The organism is Rhodanobacter sp. LX-99 (assembly GCF_018599185.1).
Lineage (GTDB): Bacteria > Pseudomonadota > Gammaproteobacteria > Xanthomonadales > Rhodanobacteraceae > Rhodanobacter.
This window is the reverse complement of the sequence record NZ_JAHFVL010000001.1, coordinates 995,339-1,020,714: the sequence shown is the minus strand read 5'-3', so window position 1 is coordinate 1,020,714 and position 25,376 is coordinate 995,339. Positions and strand designations below refer to the sequence as shown.

General features: G+C 67.7%; 29 protein-coding genes. 12 read left to right on the top strand and 17 right to left on the bottom strand.

Annotated elements, in window-relative coordinates; translation table 11 throughout:
• Entirely contained in the window at nt 1-483 is a 483-nt protein-coding gene (gene rimI, locus KK131_RS04990; RefSeq protein ID WP_214555591.1) for a ribosomal protein S18-alanine N-acetyltransferase, read from the top strand.
• 76 nt (nt 484-559) lie between these two features.
• Here rimI and KK131_RS04985 read toward each other — a convergent pair whose 3' ends face one another.
• The 7 genes from KK131_RS04985 to KK131_RS04955 form a co-directional block, all read right to left on the bottom strand.
• A complete protein-coding gene (locus KK131_RS04985; RefSeq protein WP_214555590.1) occupies nt 560-3,478 on the bottom strand; it encodes a valine--tRNA ligase in 2,919 nt (972 codons plus the stop codon).
• A gap of 155 nt (nt 3,479-3,633) precedes the next feature.
• Nucleotides 3,634-3,987 carry a DUF3147 family protein gene (locus KK131_RS04980; protein ID WP_214555589.1) on the bottom strand — a complete coding sequence of 118 codons (354 nt, stop codon included), beginning with the start codon at nt 3,985-3,987 and terminating at the stop codon, nt 3,634-3,636.
• 40 nt (nt 3,988-4,027) lie between these two features.
• Nucleotides 4,028-4,789, bottom strand: a complete 762-nt coding sequence (locus KK131_RS04975) for an alpha/beta hydrolase (RefSeq protein WP_214555588.1) — start codon at nt 4,787-4,789, stop codon at nt 4,028-4,030.
• Between the two features lie 73 nt (nt 4,790-4,862).
• On the bottom strand, nt 4,863-5,933 hold the full coding sequence (gene hemE / locus KK131_RS04970; protein ID WP_214555587.1) for a uroporphyrinogen decarboxylase: 1,071 nt from the start codon (nt 5,931-5,933) through the stop codon (nt 4,863-4,865).
• A gap of 5 nt (nt 5,934-5,938) precedes the next feature.
• The gene (locus tag KK131_RS04965; RefSeq protein ID WP_056387319.1) at nt 5,939-6,199 is read right to left on the bottom strand and encodes a WGR domain-containing protein; all 261 of its coding nucleotides are present in this window, start codon (nt 6,197-6,199) and stop codon (nt 5,939-5,941) included.
• 109 nt (nt 6,200-6,308) lie between these two features.
• Entirely contained in the window at nt 6,309-7,400 is a 1,092-nt protein-coding gene (aroB, locus tag KK131_RS04960; protein WP_214555586.1) for a 3-dehydroquinate synthase, read from the bottom strand.
• Nucleotides 7,397-7,951 (bottom strand): shikimate kinase, encoded by a 555-nt coding sequence (locus KK131_RS04955; RefSeq protein WP_214555585.1) that lies wholly within the window; start codon nt 7,949-7,951, stop codon nt 7,397-7,399. The genes aroB and KK131_RS04955 overlap by 4 nt, the downstream gene beginning before the upstream one ends.
• 53 nt (nt 7,952-8,004) lie before the next feature.
• Here KK131_RS04955 and KK131_RS04950 point away from each other — a divergent pair, with 53 nt between their 5' ends.
• The 3 genes from KK131_RS04950 to KK131_RS04940 all read left to right on the top strand — a co-directional run bounded on the left by KK131_RS04950 (nt 8,005) and on the right by KK131_RS04940 (nt 9,520).
• Complete coding sequence (locus KK131_RS04950; RefSeq protein ID WP_214555584.1) at nt 8,005-8,838, top strand: NAD-dependent epimerase/dehydratase family protein; 834 nt, start codon at nt 8,005-8,007, stop codon at nt 8,836-8,838.
• Nucleotides 8,839-8,862: 24 nt separating this feature from the next.
• A complete protein-coding gene (locus tag KK131_RS04945; protein ID WP_214555583.1) occupies nt 8,863-9,207 on the top strand; it encodes a YbjQ family protein in 345 nt (114 codons plus the stop codon).
• Between the two features lie 109 nt (nt 9,208-9,316).
• The gene (locus KK131_RS04940) at nt 9,317-9,520 is read left to right on the top strand and encodes a dodecin family protein (RefSeq protein WP_214555582.1); all 204 of its coding nucleotides are present in this window, start codon (nt 9,317-9,319) and stop codon (nt 9,518-9,520) included.
• 56 nt (nt 9,521-9,576) lie between these two features.
• Here the strand turns inward: KK131_RS04940 and KK131_RS04935 are convergent, their stop codons facing one another.
• Nucleotides 9,577-10,407 carry a kinase gene (locus tag KK131_RS04935; protein WP_214555581.1) on the bottom strand — a complete coding sequence of 277 codons (831 nt, stop codon included), beginning with the start codon at nt 10,405-10,407 and terminating at the stop codon, nt 9,577-9,579.
• A gap of 233 nt (nt 10,408-10,640) precedes the next feature.
• On the opposite strand from KK131_RS04935, the gene pdxH reads away from it, so the two are divergent.
• Genes pdxH through KK131_RS04920 form a run of 3 tightly spaced genes read left to right on the top strand, consistent with a single transcriptional unit; the run spans nt 10,641 to nt 12,494 of the window.
• Entirely contained in the window at nt 10,641-11,228 is a 588-nt protein-coding gene (gene pdxH / locus KK131_RS04930; RefSeq protein WP_214555580.1) for a pyridoxamine 5'-phosphate oxidase, read from the top strand.
• The gene (locus tag KK131_RS04925; protein ID WP_214555579.1) at nt 11,225-11,665 is read left to right on the top strand and encodes a secondary thiamine-phosphate synthase enzyme YjbQ; all 441 of its coding nucleotides are present in this window, start codon (nt 11,225-11,227) and stop codon (nt 11,663-11,665) included. The genes pdxH and KK131_RS04925 overlap by 4 nt, the downstream gene beginning before the upstream one ends.
• Nucleotides 11,666-11,669: 4 nt before the next feature.
• The gene (locus KK131_RS04920) at nt 11,670-12,494 is read left to right on the top strand and encodes a cobalamin-binding protein (protein ID WP_214555578.1); all 825 of its coding nucleotides are present in this window, start codon (nt 11,670-11,672) and stop codon (nt 12,492-12,494) included.
• A 479-nt stretch (nt 12,495-12,973) separates the two neighbouring features.
• On the opposite strand, the gene KK131_RS04915 is transcribed toward KK131_RS04920, so the two are convergent.
• Nucleotides 12,974-13,549, bottom strand: coding sequence for a YggT family protein (locus KK131_RS04915; RefSeq protein WP_214555577.1), 576 nt, complete (start codon nt 13,547-13,549; stop codon nt 12,974-12,976).
• On the bottom strand, nt 13,546-14,370 hold the full coding sequence (gene proC / locus KK131_RS04910; RefSeq protein WP_214555576.1) for a pyrroline-5-carboxylate reductase: 825 nt from the start codon (nt 14,368-14,370) through the stop codon (nt 13,546-13,548). Before proC ends, KK131_RS04915 begins: the two co-directional genes overlap by 4 nt.
• A gap of 369 nt (nt 14,371-14,739) precedes the next feature.
• On the opposite strand from proC, the gene KK131_RS04905 reads away from it, so the two are divergent.
• Both KK131_RS04905 and KK131_RS04900 read left to right on the top strand, forming a co-directional pair.
• Nucleotides 14,740-15,777, top strand: a complete 1,038-nt coding sequence (locus KK131_RS04905; protein WP_214555575.1) for a type IV pilus twitching motility protein PilT — start codon at nt 14,740-14,742, stop codon at nt 15,775-15,777.
• 172 nt (nt 15,778-15,949) lie between these two features.
• A complete protein-coding gene (locus tag KK131_RS04900) occupies nt 15,950-17,119 on the top strand; it encodes a PilT/PilU family type 4a pilus ATPase (RefSeq protein ID WP_214555574.1) in 1,170 nt (389 codons plus the stop codon).
• A 71-nt stretch (nt 17,120-17,190) separates the two neighbouring features.
• On the opposite strand, the gene KK131_RS04895 is transcribed toward KK131_RS04900, so the two are convergent.
• From KK131_RS04895 to gshB, 7 genes are all read right to left on the bottom strand, one after another.
• Nucleotides 17,191-17,568 (bottom strand): BON domain-containing protein, encoded by a 378-nt coding sequence (locus KK131_RS04895; RefSeq protein WP_214555573.1) that lies wholly within the window; start codon nt 17,566-17,568, stop codon nt 17,191-17,193.
• Nucleotides 17,569-17,806: 238 nt separating this feature from the next.
• Nucleotides 17,807-19,588, bottom strand: a complete 1,782-nt coding sequence (locus KK131_RS04890) for a hypothetical protein (protein ID WP_250887057.1) — start codon at nt 19,586-19,588, stop codon at nt 17,807-17,809.
• A gap of 109 nt (nt 19,589-19,697) precedes the next feature.
• The gene (locus tag KK131_RS04885) at nt 19,698-20,624 is read right to left on the bottom strand and encodes an aspartate carbamoyltransferase catalytic subunit (protein WP_214555571.1); all 927 of its coding nucleotides are present in this window, start codon (nt 20,622-20,624) and stop codon (nt 19,698-19,700) included.
• A 36-nt stretch (nt 20,625-20,660) separates the two neighbouring features.
• Entirely contained in the window at nt 20,661-21,113 is a 453-nt protein-coding gene (gene ruvX, locus KK131_RS04880) for a Holliday junction resolvase RuvX (RefSeq protein WP_214555570.1), read from the bottom strand.
• Entirely contained in the window at nt 21,110-21,679 is a 570-nt protein-coding gene (locus KK131_RS04875; protein WP_214555569.1) for a YqgE/AlgH family protein, read from the bottom strand. The genes ruvX and KK131_RS04875 overlap by 4 nt, the downstream gene beginning before the upstream one ends.
• Before the next feature lie 52 nt (nt 21,680-21,731).
• A complete protein-coding gene (locus KK131_RS04870) occupies nt 21,732-22,601 on the bottom strand; it encodes an energy transducer TonB (RefSeq protein WP_214555568.1) in 870 nt (289 codons plus the stop codon).
• Nucleotides 22,598-23,575 (bottom strand): glutathione synthase, encoded by a 978-nt coding sequence (gene gshB / locus KK131_RS04865; protein WP_214555567.1) that lies wholly within the window; start codon nt 23,573-23,575, stop codon nt 22,598-22,600. The genes KK131_RS04870 and gshB overlap by 4 nt, the downstream gene beginning before the upstream one ends.
• Nucleotides 23,576-23,926: 351 nt before the next feature.
• Between gshB and KK131_RS04860 the strand changes: the two genes are divergently transcribed.
• Genes KK131_RS04860 through KK131_RS04850 form a run of 3 tightly spaced genes read left to right on the top strand, consistent with a single transcriptional unit; the run spans nt 23,927 to nt 25,267 of the window.
• Nucleotides 23,927-24,337: a response regulator gene (locus tag KK131_RS04860; RefSeq protein ID WP_345777213.1), complete on the top strand. Its 411-nt coding sequence runs from the start codon at nt 23,927-23,929 to the stop codon at nt 24,335-24,337.
• A 22-nt stretch (nt 24,338-24,359) separates the two neighbouring features.
• Nucleotides 24,360-24,731 carry a response regulator gene (locus KK131_RS04855; RefSeq protein ID WP_214555566.1) on the top strand — a complete coding sequence of 124 codons (372 nt, stop codon included), beginning with the start codon at nt 24,360-24,362 and terminating at the stop codon, nt 24,729-24,731.
• A complete protein-coding gene (locus tag KK131_RS04850; protein WP_214555565.1) occupies nt 24,728-25,267 on the top strand; it encodes a chemotaxis protein CheW in 540 nt (179 codons plus the stop codon). The genes KK131_RS04855 and KK131_RS04850 overlap by 4 nt, the downstream gene beginning before the upstream one ends.
• The last annotated feature ends 109 nt before the right edge of the window (nt 25,268-25,376 follow it).

The following is a 25,376-nucleotide window of genomic DNA, read 5'->3' as shown; positions in this document are numbered from 1 at the left end:
ATGGTCGCGGTGATCAAGCCGGTGATCCAGGTGCGCGGCATGCGGGCCGAAGACCTGGACACGGTCAGCGCGCTGGAGAATGCCTCCTACGAATTCCCCTGGTCGGCGGGCATCTTCAGCGATTGCGTGAAGGCCGGGCACCCGTGCTGGGTACTGTGCGTGGACGAGGCGATTGCCGGCTACGGCATCCTGTCGATGGGCGCCGGCGAGGCGCACGTGCTGAACCTGTGCATCGGACCGGACTGGCGCGGCCGCGGCCTGGGCCGGCACCTGCTGGGTCGCCTGCTGGACATCGCACGCTGGAACGGCGCCGAGCGAGTATTCCTCGAGGTACGCCCGTCGAACCCGCTGGCGAAGACGCTGTACGAGTCGGTGGGCTTTCGCGAGATCGGGCGTCGGCCGCGTTATTACCCGGCGCGCCACGGTCGCGAGGATGCGATCGTGATGGCGCTCGAGATTGCCGCAGGCAATCTCGAGAAATAGGTAAAGGCGCCCTTGATCTTCCACTCCAGACGGCAGGGCGGAACGTGTAGTCAGCAAACCCACGAGATACCGAACGTTACCCCAGCTTTTGCGCCTGCTCGCGCAGCGCGCCCAGCGTGCTGTTCCAGTCGGCGATGCGCTGGCGCTCCTGCGCCACCACCTCGGTGGGCGCGTTGGCGACGAAGCTGGCATTGCCGAGCTTGCCTTCGCACTTCCTGATCTCGACTTCGATGCGGGCGATTTCCTTGGCCAGGCGCGCCTTTTCGGCGCCGAGGTCGATCAGCCCGGCGAGCGGGATCAGCACGCGCAGCGTGCCGACCACGGCGGCGGCCGCGGCGGGTTCCTCAGCCCCGGCTTCGATCCACTGCGGCGCTTCGGTGCGGGCAAGGAAGGCGATCTGGGCGGCGAACTTCGTCACGCGGGCACGATCGCCGGCGTCGCCGTCGGCAAGCAGCAGCGGGATCGCCTTGGCCGGCGAGATGTTCATCTCCGAGCGGATCCTGCGGATGCCCGAGAGCACGGCCTTGAACCATTCGACCTCGGCCGCGGCCGCATCGTCGGCGGCGAACTCGGCCGCCTGCGGATAGGGGCGGTCGTACACGCTGGCCGTGGTCAGCGCCAGGCGCGGCGCCACCGACTGCCAGATTTCCTCGGTGATGAACGGGATCACCGGGTGCAGTGCGCGCAGCACCGCTTCCAGCACCACCAGCAGGGTGTGCCGGGTCGAAGCGGCGGCTGCGGCGTCGTCACCATTCAGGGCCGGCTTCGACAGCTCCAGGAACCAGTCGCAATACTCGTTCCAGACGAATTCGTACAGCGCCTGCGCCAGCAGGTCGAAGCGGTAGCTGACGAAGTGCTGCTCGACTTCGCCCAGCGTCTGCTTCAGCCGGGTGAGAATCCACCTCTCGGCTTCGGTCACCGGAACCGAGCCCTTCTCCCCCTGGGAGAGGGGTTGGCGTAAGGGTTCGGTCGTGCCGGAAGCTTGCGCTACGCCCGAACCCTCTCCCGGCGCATTCGCGCCACCCTCTCCCGATGGGAGAGGGGAAACGTTCATCAGCACGAACCGCGCCGCGTTCCACAACTTGTTGCAGAACGCCTTGTAGCCTTCGGCGCGCTTGATGTCGAAGTTGATCGTGCGGCTGTAGCTGGCCAGCGCGGTGAAGGTGAAGCGCAGCGCGTCGGTGCCGATCGCGGGGATGCCGTCGGGGTAGTCCTTGCGGATGCGCTTCTCCACCTTGGCGCGCACCTGCGGGATCAGCAGCGACTTGGTGGATTTCTCCACCAGCGGTTCCAGCGCGATGCCGTCGATCAGGTCCAGCGGATCCAGCGTGTTGCCCTTGGACTTGGACATCTTCTGGCCTTCCGCATCGCGCACGATGGCGTTGATGTAGACCTCGCGGAACGGGATCCGGCCGGTGAAGTACTTGGTCGCCATCACCATCCGCGCGACCCAGAAGAAGATGATGTCGAAGCCGGTGACCAGTACCGCGCTGGGCAGGAAGATCTTGTCCTGCTCCCAGTTCGCGACGATCTCGCCACGCTCGTTCTCCACCGGCCCGTCCGCCGGCCAGCCGAGCGTGGAGAACGGCCACAGCGCGGAGCTGAACCAGGTGTCCAGCACGTCGTCGTCCTGGCGCAGCGCGCCGACCGGTTCGGTGGTGGCGTTGGCGCGCGCATCCGCCTCGTCCTCGCCGACGAAGATGTTGCCGGCCTCGTCGTACCACGCCGGGATGCGGTGGCCCCACCACAGCTGGCGGCTGATGCACCAGTCCTGGATGTTGTCCAGCCATTGCGTATAGGTGGTGCTCCAGTTTTCGGGCACGAACTTGATCTCGCCCGAACGCACGGCGTCGAGCGCCGGCTCGGTGATCGCCTTGCGGCCGCCGGGACGTCCATCCTTCTGGATGTCCGAAGTCAGGTCGACGAACCACTGGTCGGTCAGCATCGGCTCGATCACCGCGTCCGAGCGCTGGCTCACCGGCACCTGCAGCTTGTGCGGCTTCGTCTCGACCAGCAGGCCGAGCGCTTCGAGATCGGCCAGCACGGCCTTGCGCGCGTCGTAGCGGTCGAGGCCGCGATATTTCTGCGGCGCGTTGTCGTTGACTTTCGCATCCAGCGTGAAGATGGTGATCGGCGCCAACTGGTGGCGCTGGCCGATCGCGTAGTCGTTGAAGTCGTGCGCCGGGGTGATCTTCACGCAGCCGGTGCCGAAGTCCTTGTCGACGTAATCGTCGGCGATCACCGGAATCTCGCGCTCGGTCAGCGGCAGCTTCAGCGTCTTGCCGAGCAGGTGCGCGTAGCGTCCGTCCTCCGGATGCACGGCCACGGCGACGTCGCCCAGCATGGTCTCGGGACGGGTGGTGGCGACCACCACGCTCTCGTCGCTGCCCACCACCGGATAGCGGATCGACCACATGTGGCCGTCGCGCTCGACGTTGTTCACCTCGAGGTCGGAGACGGCCGTGCCCAGCAGCGGGTCCCAGTTCACCAGCCGGTTGCCGCGGTAGATCAGGCCCGCGCGATACCAGTCGATGAACACCTTGCGCACCGCGGCCGACAGGCCCTCGTCCATGGTGAAGCGCTCGCGCGACCAGTCGGCGGCGGCGCCGATGCGGCGCATCTGGTTGGCGATGGTGGAGCCGGATTCCTCCTTCCACTTCCACACCCGTTCGACGAACGCGTCGCGGCCCAGGTCGTGCCGGGTCTTCTCCTCGACCGCCAGCTGGTTTTCCACGATCTTCTGGGTGGCGATGCCGGCATGGTCGGTGCCGACCTGCCACAGCGTGTTGAAGCCGCGCATGCGGTGGTAGCGCACCAGCATGTCCATCACCGTCTGCTGGAACGCATGCCCCATGTGCAGCGTGCCGGTGACGTTCGGCGGCGGCAGCAGGATGCAATACGGCGTGCCCTTGCCCGACGGCTGGAACGCGCCGCTGGCTTCCCAGTGCTCGTACCACTTCGACTCGATCTGGGCGGGTTCGAAACTCTTTTCCATCGGGATAGGCTCGGGTGGCGCACGCAGGGCGCGCGCTTTGTCATGGGGGAAAGCGGTGATTGTACGGGGCGGGGGCCGGGCTGCCAAAAACGGCCCTTGCCGCGGGTACTTGCGGCGTCAGGGTTGCCACTTCTAGCGCTTCGGTCGATGGCGGCTCAGGGCAGCAGGTCGATGCCGAAGCGCCGCATCAGCAGGGCGAATGCGCCGAAGCACGCGACGGTAATCAGCACGCAGGCCAGCAGGGTCGGCCAGAAGCCCAGCCGCGGCAGCAGCGCCGGGAAGGCCAGGAACATCGGCAGGGTCGGCACCACGTACCAGAAGGTGTACCAGGCGTGGTTGGCGATCTTGCCCTGCGGCTGATGCTCGACGTGCAGCCAGATCAGCGCGAGCACGGTGACCAGCGGCAGCGCCGCGATCAGCCCGCCGAGGCGGTCGCTGCGCTTGGCCGCTTCGGACACGATCACCACCACCGCGGCGGTGATCAGGTATTTGCTGATGAGCCAGGCCATCGGGCGCTCCGCGAGGGGGAAGTGGGTTGGCGGGCGCGGGTCAGTGGGCCGGCGCGGGAAGGCCGCGCAGGAAGGCGGTGAAGCTCGCCAGGTTGGCCTGCCAGCCGCCGGGATCGCGCGCCGCGACCAGGGTCGAGGCGCCGTGCACGCCGACCTTGGGCTGGTAGTGCACGACGTTGGCGCCGTGCGCGTCGCGAAGTACCTCGGCCACGTCGCCGGCCTCGTCCGGGTCGGTGGTGATGTAGAACGGCAGGGCTACCTTGGCGGCGGCCTGCTTGATCTGGTTCTTGTCGTCGAAGTATTCGCCCGGCGAGAAGCTGGCGATGGCGCCCAGGCCTTGCGGATGCTTCGCGGCCAGCATGATCACCAGCGATGAGCTGTAGGAACTGCCCACCGCGACGATGCGCGCGTAGTGCTGCGCGCGGGCCCAGGCCAGGGCGGCTTCGAGATCGGGCAGTGCGGCCAGGTAATCCGCCGACGCGCCGAGCTTCGCCACGGTTTCGTTGCGGCCGCCGAACAGGTTGCCGCCGGAGCGTTGGTCGATCGCCAGCGTGTCGAAACCCAGTTTCTGCAGCGCCGGTACCACGCTGTCGTATTCGTGCCGGTTCGCGTGGGCCTGGTGGAACAGCAGGGCGATGCTGCGGCCGTGCGGCTGCGCCCGGCTGAGCGTGCCGTACACGGCCACACCGTCGGCGGCGTGCAGGGTCAGCGGTTCGCCGGCCAGCGCCAGGGCGGGCAGGCACAGCAGGATCAGGCAGGCGCAGCGGACGAGGCGGGCATGGGCTGCGATGGTCAGGGTCATCACACGGCTCCTCGGGGATACCCGGCGCAGGCTACGTGAGGCGTCGGGCAAAGGCCAGCGGCGGCGCAGCGGCTCAGCGCGCGCGCAGCTCGCGGCCGTAGCCGTGCACCTCGTCGACCAGCACCTTGACGTGTTCGGGGTTCACTTCCGGCGTGATGCCGTGGCCAAGGTTGAACACGTGGCCGGGATGGTTGCCGTAGCTGTCCAGCACGGTGCGGGCCTCGCGGCGGATCACCTCCGGGCTGGCGCGCATCACGGCCGGATCGAGGTTGCCTTGCAGGGCGACCTTGCCGGCGACGGCGCGGCGGGCGTCGGCGAGATGCATGGTCCAGTCGACGCCGAGGGCGGCGCAGCCGGTGTCGGCCATTTCCGCCAGATGCTGGCCGGCGCCCTTGGAGAACAGGATCACCGGCAGCTCGCGCGCGTGGGTGTCGGCTTTCAGCGCGGCGACGATCTGCGCCATGTAGCGCAGCGAGAATTCGCGGAACGGGGCAGGGCCGAGCAGGCCGCCCCAGGTGTCGAAGATCATCAGCGCCTGAGCGCCGGCGGCGGCCTGGGCGATCAGGTAGGCGGCGACGGACTGCGCCAGCGTGTCGAGCAGCTGGTGCGCGAGTTTCGGTTCGTTCCAGCACATCGTCTTCAGGGTGGCGAAGTCGCGCGAACCGGCGCCCTCGACCATGTAGCAGGCCAGCGTCCACGGGCTGCCGGCGAAACCGATCAGCGGCACGCGGCCATGCAGTTCCTGGCGGATCAGGCGCACGGCATCCATCACGTAGCGCAGCTCGCCGTCCATGTCGGGCACGGCGAGTTTCGCGACGTCGGCGGCGCTGCGCACGGGGCGCGCGAACTGGGGGCCTTCGCCGTGGGCGAACGACAGGCCCAGGCCCATCGCGTCGGGGATGGTGAGGATGTCGGAGAACAGGATCGCCGCATCCAGTTCGAAGCGCTCCAGCGGCTGCAAGGTCACTTCGCAGGCGTACTCCGGGTTCTGCGCCAGGCCCATGAAGCTGCCGGCGCGCTCGCGGGTGGCGCGGTACTCCGGCAGGTAGCGGCCGGCCTGGCGCATCACCCAGATCGGCGTGGTGTCGGTGGTTTCGCGGCGCAGTGCGCGCAGGAAGCGGTCGTTCTTCAACACATCGGTCATTTCAGTCAACGTCCGTACGGGCCTTCCAGCCCCTGGGCAAACATCAGGCGGAAGCCGCGCTTGAGCTGGGCGTCGCGGGCTTTCTCGAAGGCGGCGACCGCCTCGTCGCGCTCCAGGAACTGCTCGCGCTTCATCGTGGCGCGGCCGCCCTGGGTGCCCGATTCGCGGTACAGCGTCCAGCCGCCGAGCAGGTCCTGCTCCAGCGTGATCTGGACGTAGCGGGGTGCGTCGGTACTGCCGGGCACGGTTTGCAGATAGAGGCGCATGGGTTCCAGGGATGCAGCACGAACGGGCGCGTGGCCGGACGACACAGTTTATAGGATTTGCGGGGATACACCCGTGGCCCGGTCGGGCCATGTCGTCACACCCGGCGGTTCATGCCGCGGCTTGCAGCACGGCCAGCACGTCGGCCTCGTCCACGCCGGCGACGATCTCGGCGCGGCCGATGCCGCGCCACAGGATCAGCCGAAGCATGCCGGCAGTGTTCTTCTTGTCCAGCCGCATCAGTGCCAGCAGCTGCGGTGCGTCCATGCCGGGCGGGATCGCCACCGGCAGGCCGAGGGTTTCCAGCAGGCGCTGCAGGCGGGCAGCGGCGGCCGGTTCGCTCATGCCCAGGCGCTCGGACAAGCGGGCGGCCAGCAGCATCCCGACCGCCACGCCTTCGCCGTGCAGCAGGGCGGTGTAGTGGCCGGCGGTTTCCAGCGCATGGCCGAAAGTATGGCCAAAGTTGAGCAGGGCGCGTTCGCCCTGCTCGGTTTCGTCGCGGGCGACCACGCCGGCCTTGTACTGCACCTTGCGCGCGATCGCTTCCAGTACCGTGGCGGGGTCGCGTGCAGCCAGCGCGTCGGCGTGCCGTTCCAGCCAGGTGAAGAACGGCTCGTCGCCGATCGCCGCGCCCTTGATCACCTCGGCCAGGCCGGCGCGGTATTCGCGATCCGGCAGGGTAGTCAGGGTGTCGATGTCGGCGACCACCGCGCGCGGCTGATGGAACGCGCCGGCGAGGTTCTTGCCGACCGGCAGGTTGACCCCGGTCTTGCCGCCGACCGAGGAATCGACCATCGCCAGCAAGGTGGTCGGCATCTGGATGAAGTCGATGCCGCGCATCCAGCACGCCGCGCTGAAGCCGGCCAGGTCGCCGACCACGCCGCCGCCCAGCGCGATCACGCAGGCGTCGCGGGTGGCGCCGAGCTGGCCCAGCGCTTCCAGCGCGCGGCCGACGTTGGCGAATGTCTTGTGTGCCTCGCCGTCGTCGAGCAGGAACGACGACCAGTGCAGGCCGTCCAGCCCTGCCTCGATGCGCGGCAGGTACAGCGGCGCCACCGTGGTGTTGCTGACCACCAGCGCATGCCGGCCGCGCAGCATGGCGCGCCAGCGCGCGTGGTCGCCGAGCAGGCCGGCGCCGATCCAGACCGGGTAGCTGCGCTGGCCGAGGGCAACGGTGATCGTCTGGAATGCGGGGTGGTTCATGCGGTCTGCCTGGGCGATGCGCCGGGGCGCCGCCAATGGTGGTCGATCAGCGCGATGCAGCGTTCGCTGGCGGCGGCGACGCTGCCGTGTTCGCCGGGCACCGCGAGATCGGCGAGTTCGCGATAGAGCGGCTCGCGCACCTGCGCCATCGCCTGCAGCCGTTCGCGGCGGTCGGGCACCGCCAGCAGCGGACGGCGGTGGTCGCGTTCCAGCCGCTCCAGTTGCTGTTCGATCGTGGTCTGCAGCCACACCACGTAGCCGCGCTCGCGCAAATGCCGGCGGTTGTGCGGTGCGAGCACCACGCCGGCGCCGGTGGCCAGCAGCACGCCGGGGCGGTGGCTGCACTCGTCCAGCAGCGCGCTTTCGCGCTGGCGGAAACCGGCCTCGCCCTCGATCTCGAACACCGTGTTCACGTCCACGCCGCAATGACGCTCGATCTCCTGGTCGAGATCGACGAACGTCAGGCCATAATGCGCGGCAAGCCGTCGCCCGATCGAGGTCTTGCCGGCACCGGTGGGGCCGATGAGGAACAGGTTGTGCGACGGGTTCATGGGCAAATGCTAACAGGGCGGATCAACCTGGGCAGATCGACAGGAGGGTGGTGGTGAGCGAACGTATCCTGCTGGCCGGATGCGGCGATCTGGGCGAACGCGTGGCGCAGCGCCTGCGCGCGCGCGGCGACGAAGTATGGGCGCTGCGGCGCCAGCCGCCGGCGCACGGCGGGCACGGCATCCATTGGCTGCGCGGCGACCTGACCGATCCGGCCAGCCTGTGCGAACTGCCGGTCGGGATCACCCGGCTGGTCTACCTGCCGGCTCCGGCGACGCGCGACAAGGCGGCGTACCGCGCGATCTTCGTGGACGGCCTGCGCCACCTGCTCGACGCGCTCGATCGCCGCAAGCTGGCGCGGGTGCTGTTCGTCTCGTCCAGCGCCGTGTACGGCGAGCACGACGGCGACTGGGTCGACGAGGCCACTCCGACCGACCCGCCGGGATTCAACGGCGCGGTACTGCTCGAGGCCGAGCAGTGGCTGGCGGAGCAAGCGCTGCCGTCGACCGTGCTGCGGCTGGCCGGACTGTACGGGCCGGGCCGGCTGCAATTGATCGAGCGCCTGCGTGCGGGACAGCTGCGCGTGCCGCGCGAGACGCCGCACTGGGCCAACCGGGTCCACGTCGACGACGCCGCCGCGGCGGTCGCGCATCTGCTGCAGCTGAAGTCGCCGCAGCCGCTGTATCTCGGTGTCGACGACACGCCGATGCCGCTCGACGAGCTGTACGATTTCCTGGCCGCCCTGATCGATGCGCCGCTGCCCGCCGAGGGCGCGGCGCCGGCCGGCGTGGGCAGCAAGCGGCTGCGCAATGCGCGGCTGCGCGCCAGCGGCTGGGCGCCGCAATGGCCGGACGCACGCGAGGGCTACGCTGCGCTGCTCGACAGCTGAACCATCCACCGAAGGAGCATCGCCATGGCAAACAGCGTTCCGCATCATCAGGTCAGCACCGCCAACGAGATTCCCGGCTGCCGCATCGTGCGTTCATTCGGCATCGTGCGCGGCATCACCGTGCGTTCGCGCAGCGTGGTCGGCAATCTCGGCGCGGCGCTGCAGACCATCGTCGGCGGCAACATCTCGATCTACACCGAACTTTGCGAGAAGGCGCGCGAGGAGGCGTTCGAGCTGATGCTGCGGCACGCCGCCGCGATGGGCGCGAACGGCGTGGTGGCGATGCGCTACGACGCGAACGAGGTGGCGCAGGGCGTCACCGAAGTATTGGCCTACGGCACGGCGGTGCAGGTCGAAGCGTCAACGTGAGGTGATTTTGCAGTGCGGCTTGTCCTCGCGCACGGCAGCGGGTCAGACTCGGGCTTCAGGCGGGGGAACGCAACGTGCCGTTTGCACGATTCCACCGGAGAGTGTCGCCATGTCGGTAGCCAAGGTCATCGAAATCAATGCGTCGTCCAGCAAGGGCGTGGAAGATGCCGTGCAGCACGGATTGAAGAAGGCGGGGGAGTCGGTGAAGAACATCAAGGGCGCCTGGGTCAACGAGATCAAGGTGGTCACCAAGGACGACGGCACCATCGCCGAGTGGCGCGTCAACCTGAAGATCAATTTCGTCGTCGACTGATCGACCAAGAGCGAAGATCAGGGTCGGGGCGGCGTCATGCTTCCCCGATTCCCGATTCAACCGTGGCTGAGCCCGGTCACGTGACGGTCGTCGTCGTATTCCACGCAGGTGTCGGCCAGGGCCGGCAAGGTGGCCAGCGCGTGCCGGCTGAGCCGCTCGAAATGCGCCAGGAACCGCTCCATCGCGGTGGCGTCCATCGCCAGCGGCGCATGCCGCGCCAGCAACTCCTGTTCCTGTTCGCCGCGCCAGCGGCGCACGATCTCCCAGTTCGGCGCCTGCAGCACGATCAGCGCATCGAACTTGCGCCATAGCGGCTGGTAGCCGCGCAACTGCTTGTTGACCCAGTGGCGCCAGCTGCCGTCGGGGTCTTCGGTACGTTCCAGTTCGTTGACCGGCCTGGCCAGCGCGGCTTGCAGCTGTGGCCGGATGCCCAGCGCCCAGCCTTCCACGATCACCAGCCTGGGCGGGCGCGTGGTGCGCGGCCAGCGCGACGGCGGGAAGCGGGTATCGCGGCCCTTGTCGAAGCGCGGGTGCGACACCGGCAGCTTGTCCGAGGCGTGTGGCAGGGCGGCCAGCACCGACATCATCAACTCGATCTCGTGCGTGCCCGGCACGCCGCGGGTGCGCAGCAGCGGATGCACGTCGCGCGCCAGCCCCTCGCGGTCGCTGCGGGCGTAGTAGAAGTCGTCCAGCGCGAGCACCTCGGTGGGCCAGCCGCGCGCTTCGGCCTGCGCCTTCATCACCCGCGCCAGGGTGCTCTTGCCGCTGCCCTGCAGGCCGGACAGGCCGAGGATGTACGGGCGGCGCGAGCGGGCGATGCGCCCGGCGTACTGGTCGAGCAGGTGGCCGGCGAGGGCCTCGTTCTGCAGGTCGGCGTGGGACGTCATCCGCGGGGCACCATGGTTCCAGGAGGGATTTCCGTCACCGGCAGGCAGCGGCGGCGGGACATTCCGCGAACGGGCATGTCGCTGCCGCCTTCACATTCCATGGGAGAAAATGGCGTCGCCATCCGGAGCGCGGCGGTACTGGATGAAGGGGGCATTGCACTATTATCGGTCAGGTTCATCCGCGCCATGATGGCGCGTGTCGGCCACGATGCAAAAGGAAAGTTTCAGACATCATGCTCAAATCCGAGATTCTCGACACCTTCCTGCACCTGCTGGACGAAGCCAAGGCCAGCGGCGACCGCGAGCCGACGGCGATGAACCTGGCCACCGTGGACGGTTCCGGCCGGGTCGCCTCGCGCATCGTGCTGCTCAAGGGCGCCGACGAGCGCGGCTTCCGCTTCTACACCAATTACGAGAGCGACAAGGGCAGCCAGCTCGAAGCGCATCCGCAGGTGGCGCTGTGCTTTCACTGGAAGCAGCTGCGCGAGGGCGTGCAGGTGCGCGTGGAAGGCGTGGCGCGCAAGCTGCAGGCGGAGGAGTCGGATGCCTACTTCGCCAGCCGTCCGCGCGGCAGCCAGATCGGCGCGTGGGCTTCGCTGCAGTCGCAGACGCTGCCCGACCGCGACACTTTCGAGCAGCGCGTGGCGCGCTACGAGCAGCAGTTCGAAGGCCGCGAGGTGGCCCGGCCGCCGCACTGGGGCGGCTTCGTGGTCGAGCCGGACATGCTGGAGTTCTGGTACGGCGCCGAGTTCCGCCTGCACGAACGGGTGCGCTGGGATCGCCATGGCCAGACCTGGACCAGCCGGATGCTCTACCCATGACCCGGGCGCTGCCCGCGGAGCATGTGGCGCAGGGTGGCTTTGCCGTGCACACGCGCGGCCGCGGTTTCAGCGAGATCACCGCGCAGGTCGGCGACGCGGTGGCGGCCAGCCACGTGCAGACGGGCATCGCGCAGGTGTTCACCGCGCATACCAGTTGCTCGCTGCTGATCAGCGAGAACGCGGACCCTGCCGTGCGCAACGACCTGGAGCGCTGGTTCGCGCGCGCCGTGCCGGACGGCGATGCGATCTTCCGGCACGACGCGGAGGGCCCTGACGACATGCCGGCGCACGTCCGTTCGGTCCTCACCGGGGTCAGCCTCACTGTGCCGGTACATGGCGGCAAGCTGATGCTGGGCACCTGGCAGGGCATCTACCTGTGGGAACACCGCATCGACCCGCACCAGCGCAGGGTCGTGGTGACCGTGCTGGGGAATTGAGCGCATGCATCACGCCGCAGCGGATTCCGGCTTGCCGGACCACTTCCCGCAACGCATCGTCTGCCTCACCGAGGAGCCGACCGAGGTGCTGTACGCGCTCGGCGAGGAGCGCCGCATCGTCGGCATTTCCGGCTTCACCGTGCGGCCGCCGCGCGCACGCAAGGAGAAGCCGAAGGTCTCCGCGTTCACCAGCGCGAAGATCGGCGAGATCCTGAAACTGGAACCGGATCTGGCGATCGGCTTTTCCGACATCCAGGCCGATATCGCCCGCGAGTTGATCAAGGCTGGCGTCGAGGTGTGGATCAGCAACCATCGCAGCGTCGACGGCATCCTCGCCTACATCCGCCGGCTTGGCGCGATGGTCGGCGCACACGAGAAAGCCGAGGCGTATGCGCAGCGCGCCGAACGGCACATCGCCGACATCCGCGCCGCGGTCGCGCAATTGCCGCGGCGGCCGAAGGTGTATTTCGAGGAATGGGACGAACCGATCATCACCGGCATCCGCTGGGTCGCCGAGATCATCGGTATCGCCGGCGGCGACGACTGCTTTCCCGAACTCGCCCGCGAACCGCTGGCCAAGCAGCGCATCCTGCCGAACGGCGACGAGGTGGTGCGGCGCGCGCCGGACATTATCTTCGGTTCGTGGTGCGGCAAGCGTTTCCGCCCTGAGAAGGTGGCGGCGCGTCCCGGCTGGGGCGCGATCCCTGCGGTGCGTGATGGCGAGCTGCACGAGATCAAGTCGCCAATCATTTTGCAGCCGGGGCCAGCGGCGCTGTTCGATGGGCTGGACGAGATCCATCGGATCATCGCGGAATGGGCGCTGCGCTGAGCTTTTCCGCTTTCCGTTTGTTGTAGGAGCACACTCTGTGCGCGATGTTCTTGCTCTCGTGGCGTTCAAAGCGAAAACGTGATGAAGCGAAAGGCTGAAGCAACAGCAAGGCATCGCCTTGTTGTTGCTCTGCTCCTGACCCTGCTCTTCTGAAGAGTGCGCGCAGGATGCGCGCTGCTCTACCCGGGGCCCCCTCTGCAGCGGCGGGCGGGCGGAGGAAAAGCCCGAAGGGTGGTTCGCATGGATGCGAACCAGTTTGTCGTCAGGGCAGGAGGCCCTGTCGACAAACCCCGTAGCCCGCACGCGAACCTTGCGGGCAGGATGCCCGCAAGGCGCGGAAGCGGGGGTGCCCTCTCTCTTTGGTTACTTTCTCTCGGGCAAGCGAGAGAAAGTGACTCGCCCTCCGAAGGAGGACGAAAGCTTTTGCTTCAAGGCTCTTGCTTCACGGACCATCAAGTGCTCTCTACGAGAGAGAAAGCTCAGGCACCCAGCGCCAACCGCGCGCCCCCATCCAGCAACGGCGCCGCCACCAGCAGGCGCGCCAGCAGCAGCACGATCATCACCGCCATCGGGGCGAAGTCGATCTGGCCGGCGATCAGCTTGCCGTGCAGCGGGCGCAGCAACGGGGCGACGATGCTGCCGGCGAGTTGCAGTAGGGGATGGCGGCGGTCCACCGAGAACATGCTCAACAGCGACCAGCCGAAGATCAGCACCAGGTAGAACAGCAGCACGAAGTCGAGCAGTTCGGCCAGCGCCAGCACGATCAGGCCGAGCGAGTGCGGCATCACGCCGAGCAGGGCGAACAGCAGCAGGCGCTTGAACAGCATCGCCAGCCACGCCAGCAGCAGGGCGGCCAGGTTGATCCGGCGCCAGTTCGGCAGCACGCGGCGGATCGGTGCCAGCGCCGGGTTGGTGTAGCGGTAGACGAATTGGCTCAGCGGATTGTGGAAGTCCGCACGGCAGGCTTCGGCGGCCACGCGCAGCAGCAGCAGGGTGACGATGGCATCGAACGCCAGGTCGAGCAGCAGGGCCAGTGCATTCAGCAGGTAGCTCACGGCAGTTTGTCCAGTTCGGCGGCGAGTTCCACGCCACGCCGGGTGGCGGCGGCGACGGCGCGGGCGACGATGTGCGGCAGGCCATCGGCGCTGAAACTTTCCAGCGCAGCCTGGGTGGTGCCATGCGGCGAAGTGACGCGCTGGCGCAGCACGGCGGGGTCTTCGCCGCCGTCGACCAGCATGCGACCGGCGCCCAGGCAGGTCTGCGCGGCGAGCGCGCGCGCGGTGTCGCGGGGCAGGCCTTGCGCCACGGCGGCGGCTTCCAGCGCTTCGACCAGGGCGAAGAAATACGCCGGGCCGGAACCGGACAGCGCGGTGACGGTATCCATCAGCGCTTCGTCGTCGATCCAGCGGGTGATCCCGGCAGCGTCGAGAATGTGCTGCGCCTGTGCCTTCTGCGCCGGGCTGACCCGGCTGTTCGCGCACAGGCCGGTGGCGCCGGCGCCGATCAGCGCGGGCGTGTTCGGCATGCAGCGCACGATCGGCAGGCCGTTGCCGAACCAGCGCTCCAGCTGATCCAGCCGCACGCCGGCCGCGATCGAGATCAGCAACGGCCGGTTGCGCTGCAGGGTGTCGCGCAGTTCGGTGTGGATCGCCGGCATCACCTGCGGCTTGACCGCCAGCAGGATGACCTCGGCCTCCGCCACGGCCAGCCGGTTTTCGGCGTAGCAGGCGATGCCGAATTCGCGGCCGAGCGCCTGGCGCGCCTCCGCCAGCGGCTCGGCCACGCTGAGGGTGGCCGGCGCCACGCCGGTTTTCAGCAGGCCGCCGATCAGGCTGCGCGCCATGTTGCCGCCGCCGATGAAGGCAAGTCGTGTCATGCGGGATTCCTCGTTCGTCCAGACCGCGTACCTTACCGGAGCCGACGCGATCGCGACGGATTTTGCCGGTCGGGGCGCCGGCGTCCGGCCGCCGCGGAGGTCGTGATCATGGCCGGATGACGATTTTTCGACCGGGTGCGCAAACCGGGTCGACAGTTTGCGCATTGAGGGCAGAAAGACTGGCCGCACAGCCGGTTGCGCGAGTAGTATCGACGCGGCTACAGGGGGGATTCGGGTAGTTCGTCCAGGTGGTGTCGTGGCGCCGGATGCCATGCGCTGCGGTGCACCACGCCTGCGAATGTCATCCGGCCCCGGATGTGGCATACGAATTCATGCCATCCAGACGATCGGTTGAGGGGAAACGACTTCATGGACATTGCCGAACTGCTTGCCTTCTCGGTGAAGAACAAGGCCTCGGACCTGCACTTGTCCGCCGGGCTGCCGCCGATGATCCGCGTCGATGGCGACGTCCGCCGGATCAACATCCCCGCGCTCGAACACAAGCAGGTGCACTCGCTGATCTACGACATCATGTCGGACAAGCAGCGGCGCGACTACGAAGAGTTCTACGAAACCGACTTCTCGTTCGAGATTCCCGGGCTGGCGCGCTTCCGCGTCAACGCGTTCAACCAGAACCGCGGCGCCGGCGCGGTGTTCCGCACCATTCCGTCCGAGGTGCTGACGCTGGAAGACCTCGGCGCGCCGCGCATCTTCAAGGAACTGATCGAGCAGCCGCAGGGCCTGATCCTGGTGACCGGCCCGACCGGTTCGGGCAAGTCGACCACGCTGGCGGCGATGGTCGACCACATCAACAAGAACGAATACGGGCACATGCTCACGATCGAGGACCCGATCGAGTTCGTGCACACCTCGCAGAAGTGCCTGGTCAACCAGCGCGAGATCCACCGCGACACGCTCGGCTTCAACGAGGCGCTGCGTTCGGCGCTGCGCGAGGATCCGGACTACATCCTGGTCGGCGAGTTGCGCGACCTGGAGACCATCCGCCTCGCGCTGACTGCGGCGGAAACCGGCCACCTGGTGTTCGCCACCGTGCATACCAGTTCGGCGGCGAAGACGATCGACCGCATCATCGACGTGTTCCCTGCCGGCGAAAAGCCGATGGTGCGTTCGATGCTGTCCGAATCGCTGCGCGCGGTGATCTCGCAGTCGCTGCTGAAGAAGGTCGGCGGCGGGCGCATCGCGGCGCACGAGATCATGGTCGGCATCCCGGCGATCCGCAACCTGATCCGCGAGGACAAGGTGGCGCAGATGTATTCGTCGATCCAGACCGGCCAGCAGTTCGGCATGCAGACGCTGGACCAGTGCCTGCAGGACCTGGTCAAACGCGGCCTGGTGACGCGCCAGCAGGCGTTCGCCTACGCCAAGAACAAGGACAGCTTCAAATGAGCGCCGGGATCCGGGATTCGGGATTCGGGATTGGCGAAAGCCAGGACCGCGCCGCGGCTCGGTATTCCAGTGCTTGCACAGACGAACAGGTCGTTGGCCAGGAGCGCACTGCGCGGGCCGGCAGCTTTGACGAATCCCGAATCCCGAATCCCGAATCCCGGGGGCATACGCCATGAGCGACTTCGATTTCACCTCCTTCCTGAAACTGATGGTGCACAAGAAGGCCTCCGACCTGTTCATCACGGCGGGCGTCGCCCCTTCGATGAAGGTGCAGGGCCGGATCGTGCCGATCACGCAGAGTCCGCTCAGCGTGCAGCAGTCGCGCGACATGGTGCTCAACGTGATGACGCCGGGCCAGCGCGAGGAGTTCGAGAAGACCCACGAGTGCCAGTTCGCGATCTCCGCACAGGGCGTGGGCCGTTTCCGCGTGTCGTGCTTCTACCAGCGCAATTGCGTCGGCATGGTGCTGCGCCGGATCGAGTCGAAGATCCCCACGATCGAGGAGCTGACCCTGCCGCCGGTGATCAAGCAGCTGGCGATGACCAAGCGCGGCATCATCATCTTCGTGGGCGGCACCGGCACCGGCAAGTCCACCTCGCTGGCGTCGATGATCGGCTACCGCAACGCGAACTCGACCGGCCACATCATCACCATCGAGGACCCGATCGAATACGTGCACAAGCACGAGGGCTGCATCATCACCCAGCGCGAGCTGGGCATCGACACCGACAGCTGGGACAACGCGCTGAAGAACACCCTGCGCCAGGCGCCGGACGTGATCATGATCGGCGAGGTGCGCACGCGCGAGACGATGGAGCACGCGATCAACTTCTCCGAGACCGGCCACCTGTGCCTGTGCACGCTGCATGCGAACAACGCGAACCAGGCGATGGACCGCATCCTGCACTTCTTCCCGGAGGACCGTCGCCAGCAACTGCTGATGGACTTGTCGCTGAACCTGAAGGGCATCGTGGCGCAGATGCTGATTCCCACCCCCGACGGCAAGGCGCGCCGGGTGGCGGTGGAAGTATTGCTGGGCACGCCGCTGGTACAGGATTACATCCGTCAGGGCGAGATCCACAAATTGAAGGAAGTGATGAAGGAATCCACCCTGGTCGGCATGAAGACGTTCGACCAGAGCCTGGTCGAGCTGTACCACGCCGGCGAGATCAGCTACGAGGACGCGCTGCGCCACGCCGACAGCTCCAACGAGGTGCGCCTGCGCATCAAGCTGGCGCAGGGCGGCGATGCGCACACCTTGTCGCAGGGCCTGGATGGCGTCGAGCTGGAGGAAACCCGCGACGCGCAGAATTTCGGTGGCGCCAACTTCCTCAATCGCTGAAGAGCTGCTGTCGCGACATACGAAAAAGGCGCCTGCGGGCGCCTTTTTCATTGGCTGCGCGTCCCGTGCGCCTATTTCTCCGCCGGCGGCATGCCGCCGACGGTCAGGCCACTGCTGTCCACGCTCTTCACGCCCTTGACGAGCTGGGCGACGCGCTCGGCGCGCTCTTTCTCGGCTTGCGAGGAGACCGTGCCGCTGAGCGTGACCACGCCATCGTGGGTCGAGACCGAGATGTCGGTGGCCGAGATGCCCTTGGTGGTACCGAACTCGGATTTCACCTTGGTGGTGATCCAGGCATCGGCTGCCTTGTCCGGCACGGTCTGGTTCTCGGACGATTGCTGCATCCGCGCGCCGGCGTCCTGGGCCATGACCTGGCCGAACGGGACGGCCGCAAAGGCGAACATCAGGGTGGTTGCGTACAAGCTGTTGCGGATCGTGGAAGTGCGCATGGCGGTCTCCTCGTGTAATGGCGATGCCTGTCGGAGGAAGGACAAGCGGGATGCCGTGGTGGCCATGGCAACAGCCGCGTCGTGAACGCCGCGTGGCCGTGACCGCTACCGGTTCAGCGCGGGATTACGGATGCGAAGGGTGGATCACGGCGATGTTGGAATCGCGTTGGATGGCGCGCGCCATGCATGAAAAAGCCGGGGCGCCGCAGCGCCCCGGCTTTTCGTCGAGCGCCGCCGCTTACTTCAGCAGGGTCTGGCTGGTGATCACCACGCCGCCGGTGTCGACGTGCATCTCCGCGTCGATACTGTCGACGCGTTCGGCCTGGGACTTCATCGCGGCGAACTGGGCCTTGGAGCGTGCCAGCTCGGCGGCGGCGTCGGCGGCATCGTCGCTGTCGTCGATCGACGGTTCGTCGCTCTTGCTGAGCGTCGCGGTCGCGGCGGCCAGGCTGTCGATCTTCTGTTCCATCAGCTGCAGCCAGCTCAGGTACATCGCGCCGCTGATATGCATGCGGCCCATTTGGCCGGCGTCGCCGACCGGGTCCTTCAAGGTGTCGCTCAGGCGTGCGTCCTCGCCGGCACCGACGCCGAGCGCAAGCGCCTTTTCGCCCATGGCAATCCACGCTTGCTGGCCCAGCATGCCGGCCATCTCCTTCGGCAGCGGCAGCGGTTTGCCGTCATGGGCGGGCTTCAGCTGAGCCAGCGCCGGCACCATCACCTGGCCCATCGCGAGCAGGCCTTCGGGATTGCTGGTGCCGAGCACGAGACGCCCGGTGAACGTGGGCAGGCCGGCGTCCTTGCCCGGCGCCAGCGAGTCCAGCGCGATGCGCAGGCCGAGCATGTCGCCGAACGGCGGGATCGCCGCCTTCTGCATGGCCGGGCCGAGCTTGGCGAAACTGTCGTTGAGATCGGTCAGCGAGGGGCAGCTGAACGGCTTGGCGGCCACGGCATCGGCCTGGGCCAGCCAGAACGTGCGCGCGCTGGAAACCGGCAGCGCCAAACTCAGGTCGAACGGCGCGGCGCCGGCGCTGCCCAGGCCGGGCAGCGCCACCTTGAGGCCGGCAAACGCCTTGCTGATGTCGTCGGCCAGCGTCACGTCGAAACGCACGTTCTGGTGTTTCGCGTCCAGCTTGGTATAGCCGAAGCTCACCGCCGGGACGCGCGCGGCGATGCGTGCGGCGTCGGCGGCGCAACTGGGCGAGGTCTGCAGCTGGGTGGCGACCGGTTCGCCGGTCTTGGCCGCGATGGCTTCGGCATGGGCTTTCTGGATCGCGCCGACCAGCGGATCCTGGCCGCTGATCGCCAACGGCAGCGCGCGGGTCAGGTCCAGCTCGCCGACCAGCCACTTCTGATAGCCCTTGGCCCTGGCCAGCGTGGTGAGCCGGCCGTCATCCTGCAGGCTCTTCTGCGGCCGGTCCAGGCCCAGCGCCTGGCGCAGCATGGCCGGCGCGGCGTTCGCCGGCAGCAGCGCGGCCACCGCCTGCTTGTTGACCGTGGCCAGCACCATCTCGGTGCCGGAAGCGGGGAACGCGTACTTGCGGTAGCTCTGCTTGTCCACGTTGGCGACATCGAGCTTCTTGCCGTAGGCGGTTTCCAGCCGACCGACGAAACCTTCGAACGCGCCCGGATCGCTCAGTTGGAAGCGCAGCACCGGTGCCAGGCCGAGTCCATAGAACGCGGAGTAACCCTTGAGGTTCAGGCCGGCGCCCTGGGCGAAGGTCTCGATGGTCTTGCCGTTGAATTCGGTGCGCAGTGCACGCAGCAGGCGGGCGCCGTCGGGATCCTTCCTGGCCAGCCGTTCGGCGGTGGCGTCGAGCTGGGCCAGCTGGGACGGCAATTGCGCATCGGCCTGGGCGAGCAGGGCGCCGCGGGTGGCGTCGTCCATGATGTCGAGGTTGGCTACCACGTACGGCGTGTCCGCCGGTACGAAAGCCAGGGGCGCATCCTTGTCCTTGTGCCCGCAGGACGCCAGCATGACGCCGGCGAAACCCAGCGCGATGTATCGCGTCGTCGATCGCATGATGATCCCCAGTGTGGTGAATGGTGCGCCGGTCATTATGCCCGCTTGCCCGGGGCGGTGGCATGGCCGGTGGAGGGCAATCGCCGGCCCGACGGGGCCAGCGGATGGGTCAGCGGGCCAGCACTTCGTTGAGCACGGCCATGCGCACGAACACGCCGTTGCCGACCTGTTCGAGGATGCGCGACTGCGCGCCGTCGGCCACGTCCGAGGCGATCTCGATGCCGCGGTTGATCGGACCCGGGTGCATCACCAGGCAGCCCGGGGCGGCCAGGGCCAGTCGCCGCCGGTCCAGCCCGTAGTGGGCGAAATACGCCGCCTCGTCCGGCAACTCGATGCTGGCCATGCGCTCCTTCTGCAGGCGCAGCATGATCACCGCGTCGACGCCGTCGATGGCCTGGTCGAATTCGTCGTAGCGGCGGGCTTGCGGCGCCTCGTCCGCCGCCGGCATCAGTTCGGCCGGTCCGCACAGGCGGATTTCCTTCACCCCCAGCGCGGTGAACGCATTGATGTCCGAACGGGCCACCCGCGAATGCTTGATGTCGCCGCAGATGAGCACGCGAAGGTTCTGAACGTCCGGCCGGTGCTGGCGGATCGTCAGCGCGTCCAGCAGGCCCTGGGTGGGGTGCGCGTGGTTGCCGTCGCCGGCGTTGATCACGGATACCCCGCTCATCGCGTGGCGCACCAGCATGTCGGGCGTGCCCGACTGCTTGTGCCGCACGACGATCGCGTCCAGGTGCATGGCTTCGAGCGTGTGCAGGGTGTCGAACAGTTCCTCGCCCTTGCTGGTGGAGGACAGCCCGATGTCGAAATTGATCACGTCGGCGCCCAGCCGCCGCGCGGCCAGCTCGAACGAGGTGCGGGTGCGCGTGGACGGCTCGAAGAACAGGTTCAGCACGGTGCGCCCGGCCAGCACGTCGAGCTTGCGGGTGCCGTGTGCGCAGGCGTCGCGCAGCGACTCGGCACGATCGAGCAGGCGCTCGATCGTCTCGCGCGGCAGGTTTTCCAGGGTGGTCAGGTGGCGCAGGCGAGGGCTCATGGCGGCGGGTCTGGGGGTGGGAAGGGAAAGGTCTGTTCAGTGACCGTGGGTGTCGACCGCCGGCGCGTCGGCGCCGGCGAGCCAGCGCTCGAGGATGACCGCGGCCGCTTCGGCGTCGATGCCGGCGGCGTCGCGGCGGCGCTTGAGCCCCACCGCACGGGCGGCGGCGAACCGCTGCGCCGCTTCCTGCGAACTGTGCCGCTCGTCGACCAGCACGACCGGCAGGCTGTAGCGCTGTTGCAACTGGATGGCGAACTGGCGGGCGCGGCGGCTGGCGGGCTGCTCGGCGCCGTCCAGGGTCAGCGGCAGGCCGACCACCAGGGTGCCGGGCTGCCATTCCTGGCGCAGCGTGTCGAGGCGTTGCCAGTCCGGGTTGCCGTCGTCGCGCACGGTGAGGGTGGTCAGCGCGCGCGCGCTGGCGGTGAAGGTATTGCCGATCGCCACGCCGGTGATCCGGCTGCCGACGTCGAAGCCGAACACACAGCTCATGCGTGACCCGCGTAGCCGGACAACTGGCGCGGGTCGACCCCGACCAGGCCGGCCGCGGCGCTCCAGCGTTCCTCCAGCGGGGTGTCGAACACGACCCGACCGCAGGCCTCGGCGGTAAGCCACGCGTTCGCCATCAGTTCCTGTTCCAGCTGGCCGGCGTCCCAGCCGGCGTAGCCGAGCACCATGATCGCCTGGCGCGGACCTTCGCCGGCGGCCATCGCGACCAGGATGTCGCGCGAGGTGGTGACCGACCAGTGGTCGTTGATGCGGTAGCTGGAGTCCCAGTCGCCGGGCTCGCGGTGCAGCACGAAGCCGCGCTCCTGCTGCACCGGGCCGCCGATCAGCACCGGCGCGTCGGCCAGTTCGCTGTCCGTGCATTCCAGTTTCATCTGCGCCAGCACGTCGCCCAGACGGTACTCGGACAGCTGGTTCACCAGCAGGCCGACCGCGCCGTCCTCATCGTGCTGGCACAGCAGCGCCACGCCGCGCGAGAACGGCGGATCGGCCAGGTTCGGCATGGCGATCAGGAAATGCCCGGTGAGGGTCGAGGGCTGCACGGCGGTCATGTGCGCATTGTAAGCGCAGCGCGTGCCGTGCGCAGGAGGTCGCCGCCTCCGTTCAGCGAGTCTGCAGCACGTTGTTGGGCTGGAAGCGCCAGGTGCGGGTGATGTTGAGCTCGTCGATGCGTTCCGCGCTCCTGGGCGCCGGCGGGAACGGCGCGGCCAGGCGCACGATGCGCTCGGCGGCGGCGTCCAGCACCTTCTGGCCGGAACTCTGGATCACCTCGATGCTCTTGATGCTGCCGTCGAGATTGAGCACCACCGTGAGCAGCACGTCGCCATGCAGGCCGCGGCGGCGCGCTTCTTCCGGATAGTTGAGATTGCCGACCCGCTCGACGCGATCGGACCAGCCGCGCATGTAGGCGGCGTAGGCGTATTCCCGGGTGCTGGCGGTGAGGTATTTCACCTTCGGCCGCTTGGCGTACGCCACCTTCTTCTGGCGCAATTCGGCGGCGAGCTGGGCGATCGCCTGCTGGCGTTGCAGTTCCTCGGCGGTCGGGGCCTGCTCCTGCGGGTCGACCTGGGTACGCGCGGTATCGCTGGTCACGCGGAAATCGGTGGCGCCGCTGGTGGTGACCATGCGCGTCGGGGTGGCCTCGCGCGGCCGCGGCGTGGCGGCTTCGACCGGTTGCGCCGCGATGCCGGGATCGGGCTTCGGGATCGCGCCGGAGAACAAGTCCGACGGCCGCGCGGCGCGATCGCTCTGGCCGCCGCCGGTATTGTTGGCCTGGGCAAGGAAGTCCGCCTTGTCCGGCGCCTGCTGGTTGGCCACGTTGACCAGGGTCACGTCCAGCGTGGGCAGGCTGGGCGTGGGTTTCACGAAATGGAACGTGATGCCCAGCAGCAGCACGCCGTGCAGCAGCAGCGAGAACAGCAGGGTGGCACCGATCGGATCGGGTGGGGAATTGACGGTTGCGGTGGCGCTCACGCTTTGCGGTTTCCGGTGGCGTGCTGCTCGATGGCGTCGAACAGCTGGCCGGCAATGTTAAGCCCGAACTGCGCGTCGAGTTCACGCACGCAGGTCGGGGATGTGACGTTGATCTCGGTCAGGTAGTCGCCGATCACGTCCAGCCCCACGAACAGCAGGCCGCGCCGGCGGAGTTCGGGCGCCACTTGGCTCACGATCCAGCGGTCGCGCTCGGACAGCGGCACGCCGACGCCGCGCCCGCCGGCGGCCAGGTTGCCGCGGAATTCGTCGCCCTGCGGGATGCGCGCGAGCGCGTACGGCACCGGTTCGCCATCGACCACCAGGATGCGCTTGTCGCCGGCGCTGATCTCCGGGATGTATTTCTGCGCGATCGCGAACTGCCGCCCCCCGCCGTGGGCGTCGCCGCCGAGCAGGGTTTCCAGCATGGAGTTGAGGTTGCTGTCGCCGGCCTTGACCCGGAAGATGCCGCGCCCACCCATGCCGTCCAGCGGTTTCAGCACCACTTCGCCATGTTCGGCGGTGAACCGGCGCAGTTCGCCGGCATCGCGGGAGACCAGGGTCGGGGCGATGCATGGCGGAAACGCCAGCGCGAACAGCTTCTCGTTGCAATCGCGCAGCGAACGCGGGTCGTTGATCACCGCCACGCCGCCGCGCTGGGCCGCCTCCAGCACCATCGTGTCGTAGATGAACTGGGCGTCGACCGGCGGGTCCTTGCGCATCAGCACCACGTCGAGTTCGCGCAGGTCGCGCCACTGCGCCGGGCCCAGCGTATGCCAGCGCTGCGGGTCCTCGCGCACGTCGAGCGGCGCGATCCGCCCCCACGGCTCGCCGTCGCGCAGCGCCAGGTCGCCCTGTTCGAAGTAGTGCAGCGAGTGGCCGCGGCGCCGGGCTTCCAGCAGCATCGCGAAGCTGGTGTCCTTGGCCATCTTGATCGCGCCGATGGGGTCCATCAGCACGCCGACCGAAAGGGTCATCGTGGTTCTCCGTGGGTGGATTGCCCGTGGGGGGCGTGCAGCGTCAGCCCGCTATACTAAGACCGACGGCTGCCCAGGCCACCGAATTGCGACAAAGCCGACATCCCTGCCGCTGTCGCCGGTGGCCAGATGGTGCCAATATGGGTCACCTTGTGCGTCGGCGGGTGGTGCGGGCGATTATTGCTTGACAGTCTCGGCGGGCAGGCAGTAAACAACAAAGCCATTGGATTCACCGTCATAGAACGGCTGCCGGTGTCACGTTTTCGACTTTTTTACATGCGCACTGTCCGGCATGGCTGTTGCATGCCTTGGTGCCTATCCTGAGCTCGGGGCGGGCCGCAGGGGGAGTAAGTGAATTTGAACATGAGTGCTAATGACTTGGCTGGTCTCAAGGTCATGGTGATCGATGACTCGAAGACCATCCGCCGCACCGCGGAAACCCTGCTGAAAAAAGAGGGTTGCGAGGTGTTGACCGCCGTCGACGGCTTCGAGGCATTGGCCAAGATCTCCGACCAGAAGCCTGCGATCATCTTCGTCGACATCATGATGCCGCGGCTGGATGGCTATCAGACCTGCGCGCTGATCAAAAACAATCCGCAGTTCCGCGCCACGCCGGTGATCATGCTGTCCTCCAAGGATGGCCTGTTCGACAAGGCGCGTGGCCGTATCGTCGGTGCCGAGCAGTATCTGACCAAGCCGTTCACGCGGGACGAACTGCTTGGTGCCATCCATCGCCACGTCAGCACGGTATCGAGCCACTGACTGCAGATTCTGAGGGGGACCTGTGGCCACTATTCTCATCATCGACGACTCGCCGACCGACGTGCGCGTGTTCACCACGCTGCTTGAACGGGCCGGGCACCAGGTCGTCGCCGTCAGCACGGCCGAGGAGGGCATCGAGCGCGTGCGCGCCGACATGCCCGACCTGGTCATCATGGACGTGATCATGCCCGGCATGAACGGTTTCCAGGCCACGCGCACGCTCACGCGCGATCCGAAGACCCAGAGCGTGCCGATCGTGATGATCACCACCAAGTCGATGGAAACCGATCGCGTCTGGGGCCTGCGCCAGGGCGCCAAGGCCTTCATCACCAAGCCGGTGAACGAAAAAGAGCTGCTGGCCTGCATCAACGAATTGTTGCCGAGCGAGAAATGAACCAGTCCGTCAACCGTACTCCCTTCGAGATCCTGGCCCATTACGAGCGACTGTCGCTCGGGCATGCGTCCGATACGCAGGACAAGCTCGAGGCGCCCGGGTTGTGGCGCGGGATCGGTTTCCGGGTCGGTTCGCGCCTGCTGGTCAGCGGCATCGACGAGATCAACGAGCTGCTGGCGGTACCGGTGCTGACGCCGGTGCCGGGCACCCAGCCGTGGCTGCTCGGCGTGGCCAACGTGCGCGGCAACCTGGTGCCGGTGATCGATTTCGGCCGTTTCCTGTTCGGCGATCGCACGCAGCACACCGAGCGCGCCCGCCTGCTGGTGGTGCGCCAGGGCGGCGGCAACGTGGCGTTGCTGGTGGACGAGGTATTCGGCCAGCGCACGGTGGACGAAGAACAGCGGCGCGAGGCGGGGCGCGAAGACGATCCGCGACTCGCCCGCTTCGTCGACAGCCGGGTGGGCGAGCAGCAGTTGGCCGTTTTCAGCATGAACCGGCTGGTGCGCGCACCGGATTTCCGGCAGGCCGCGGCCTGACACCGGGGCAGGCTGCAGTGACATGAAGGGCCGGCGCCCGCGCGGGCCGGAAACTTGGGACAAGCATTCCCTGGCCGATACCCGCTCCGCGGGGCCGGCAGCGTAATCA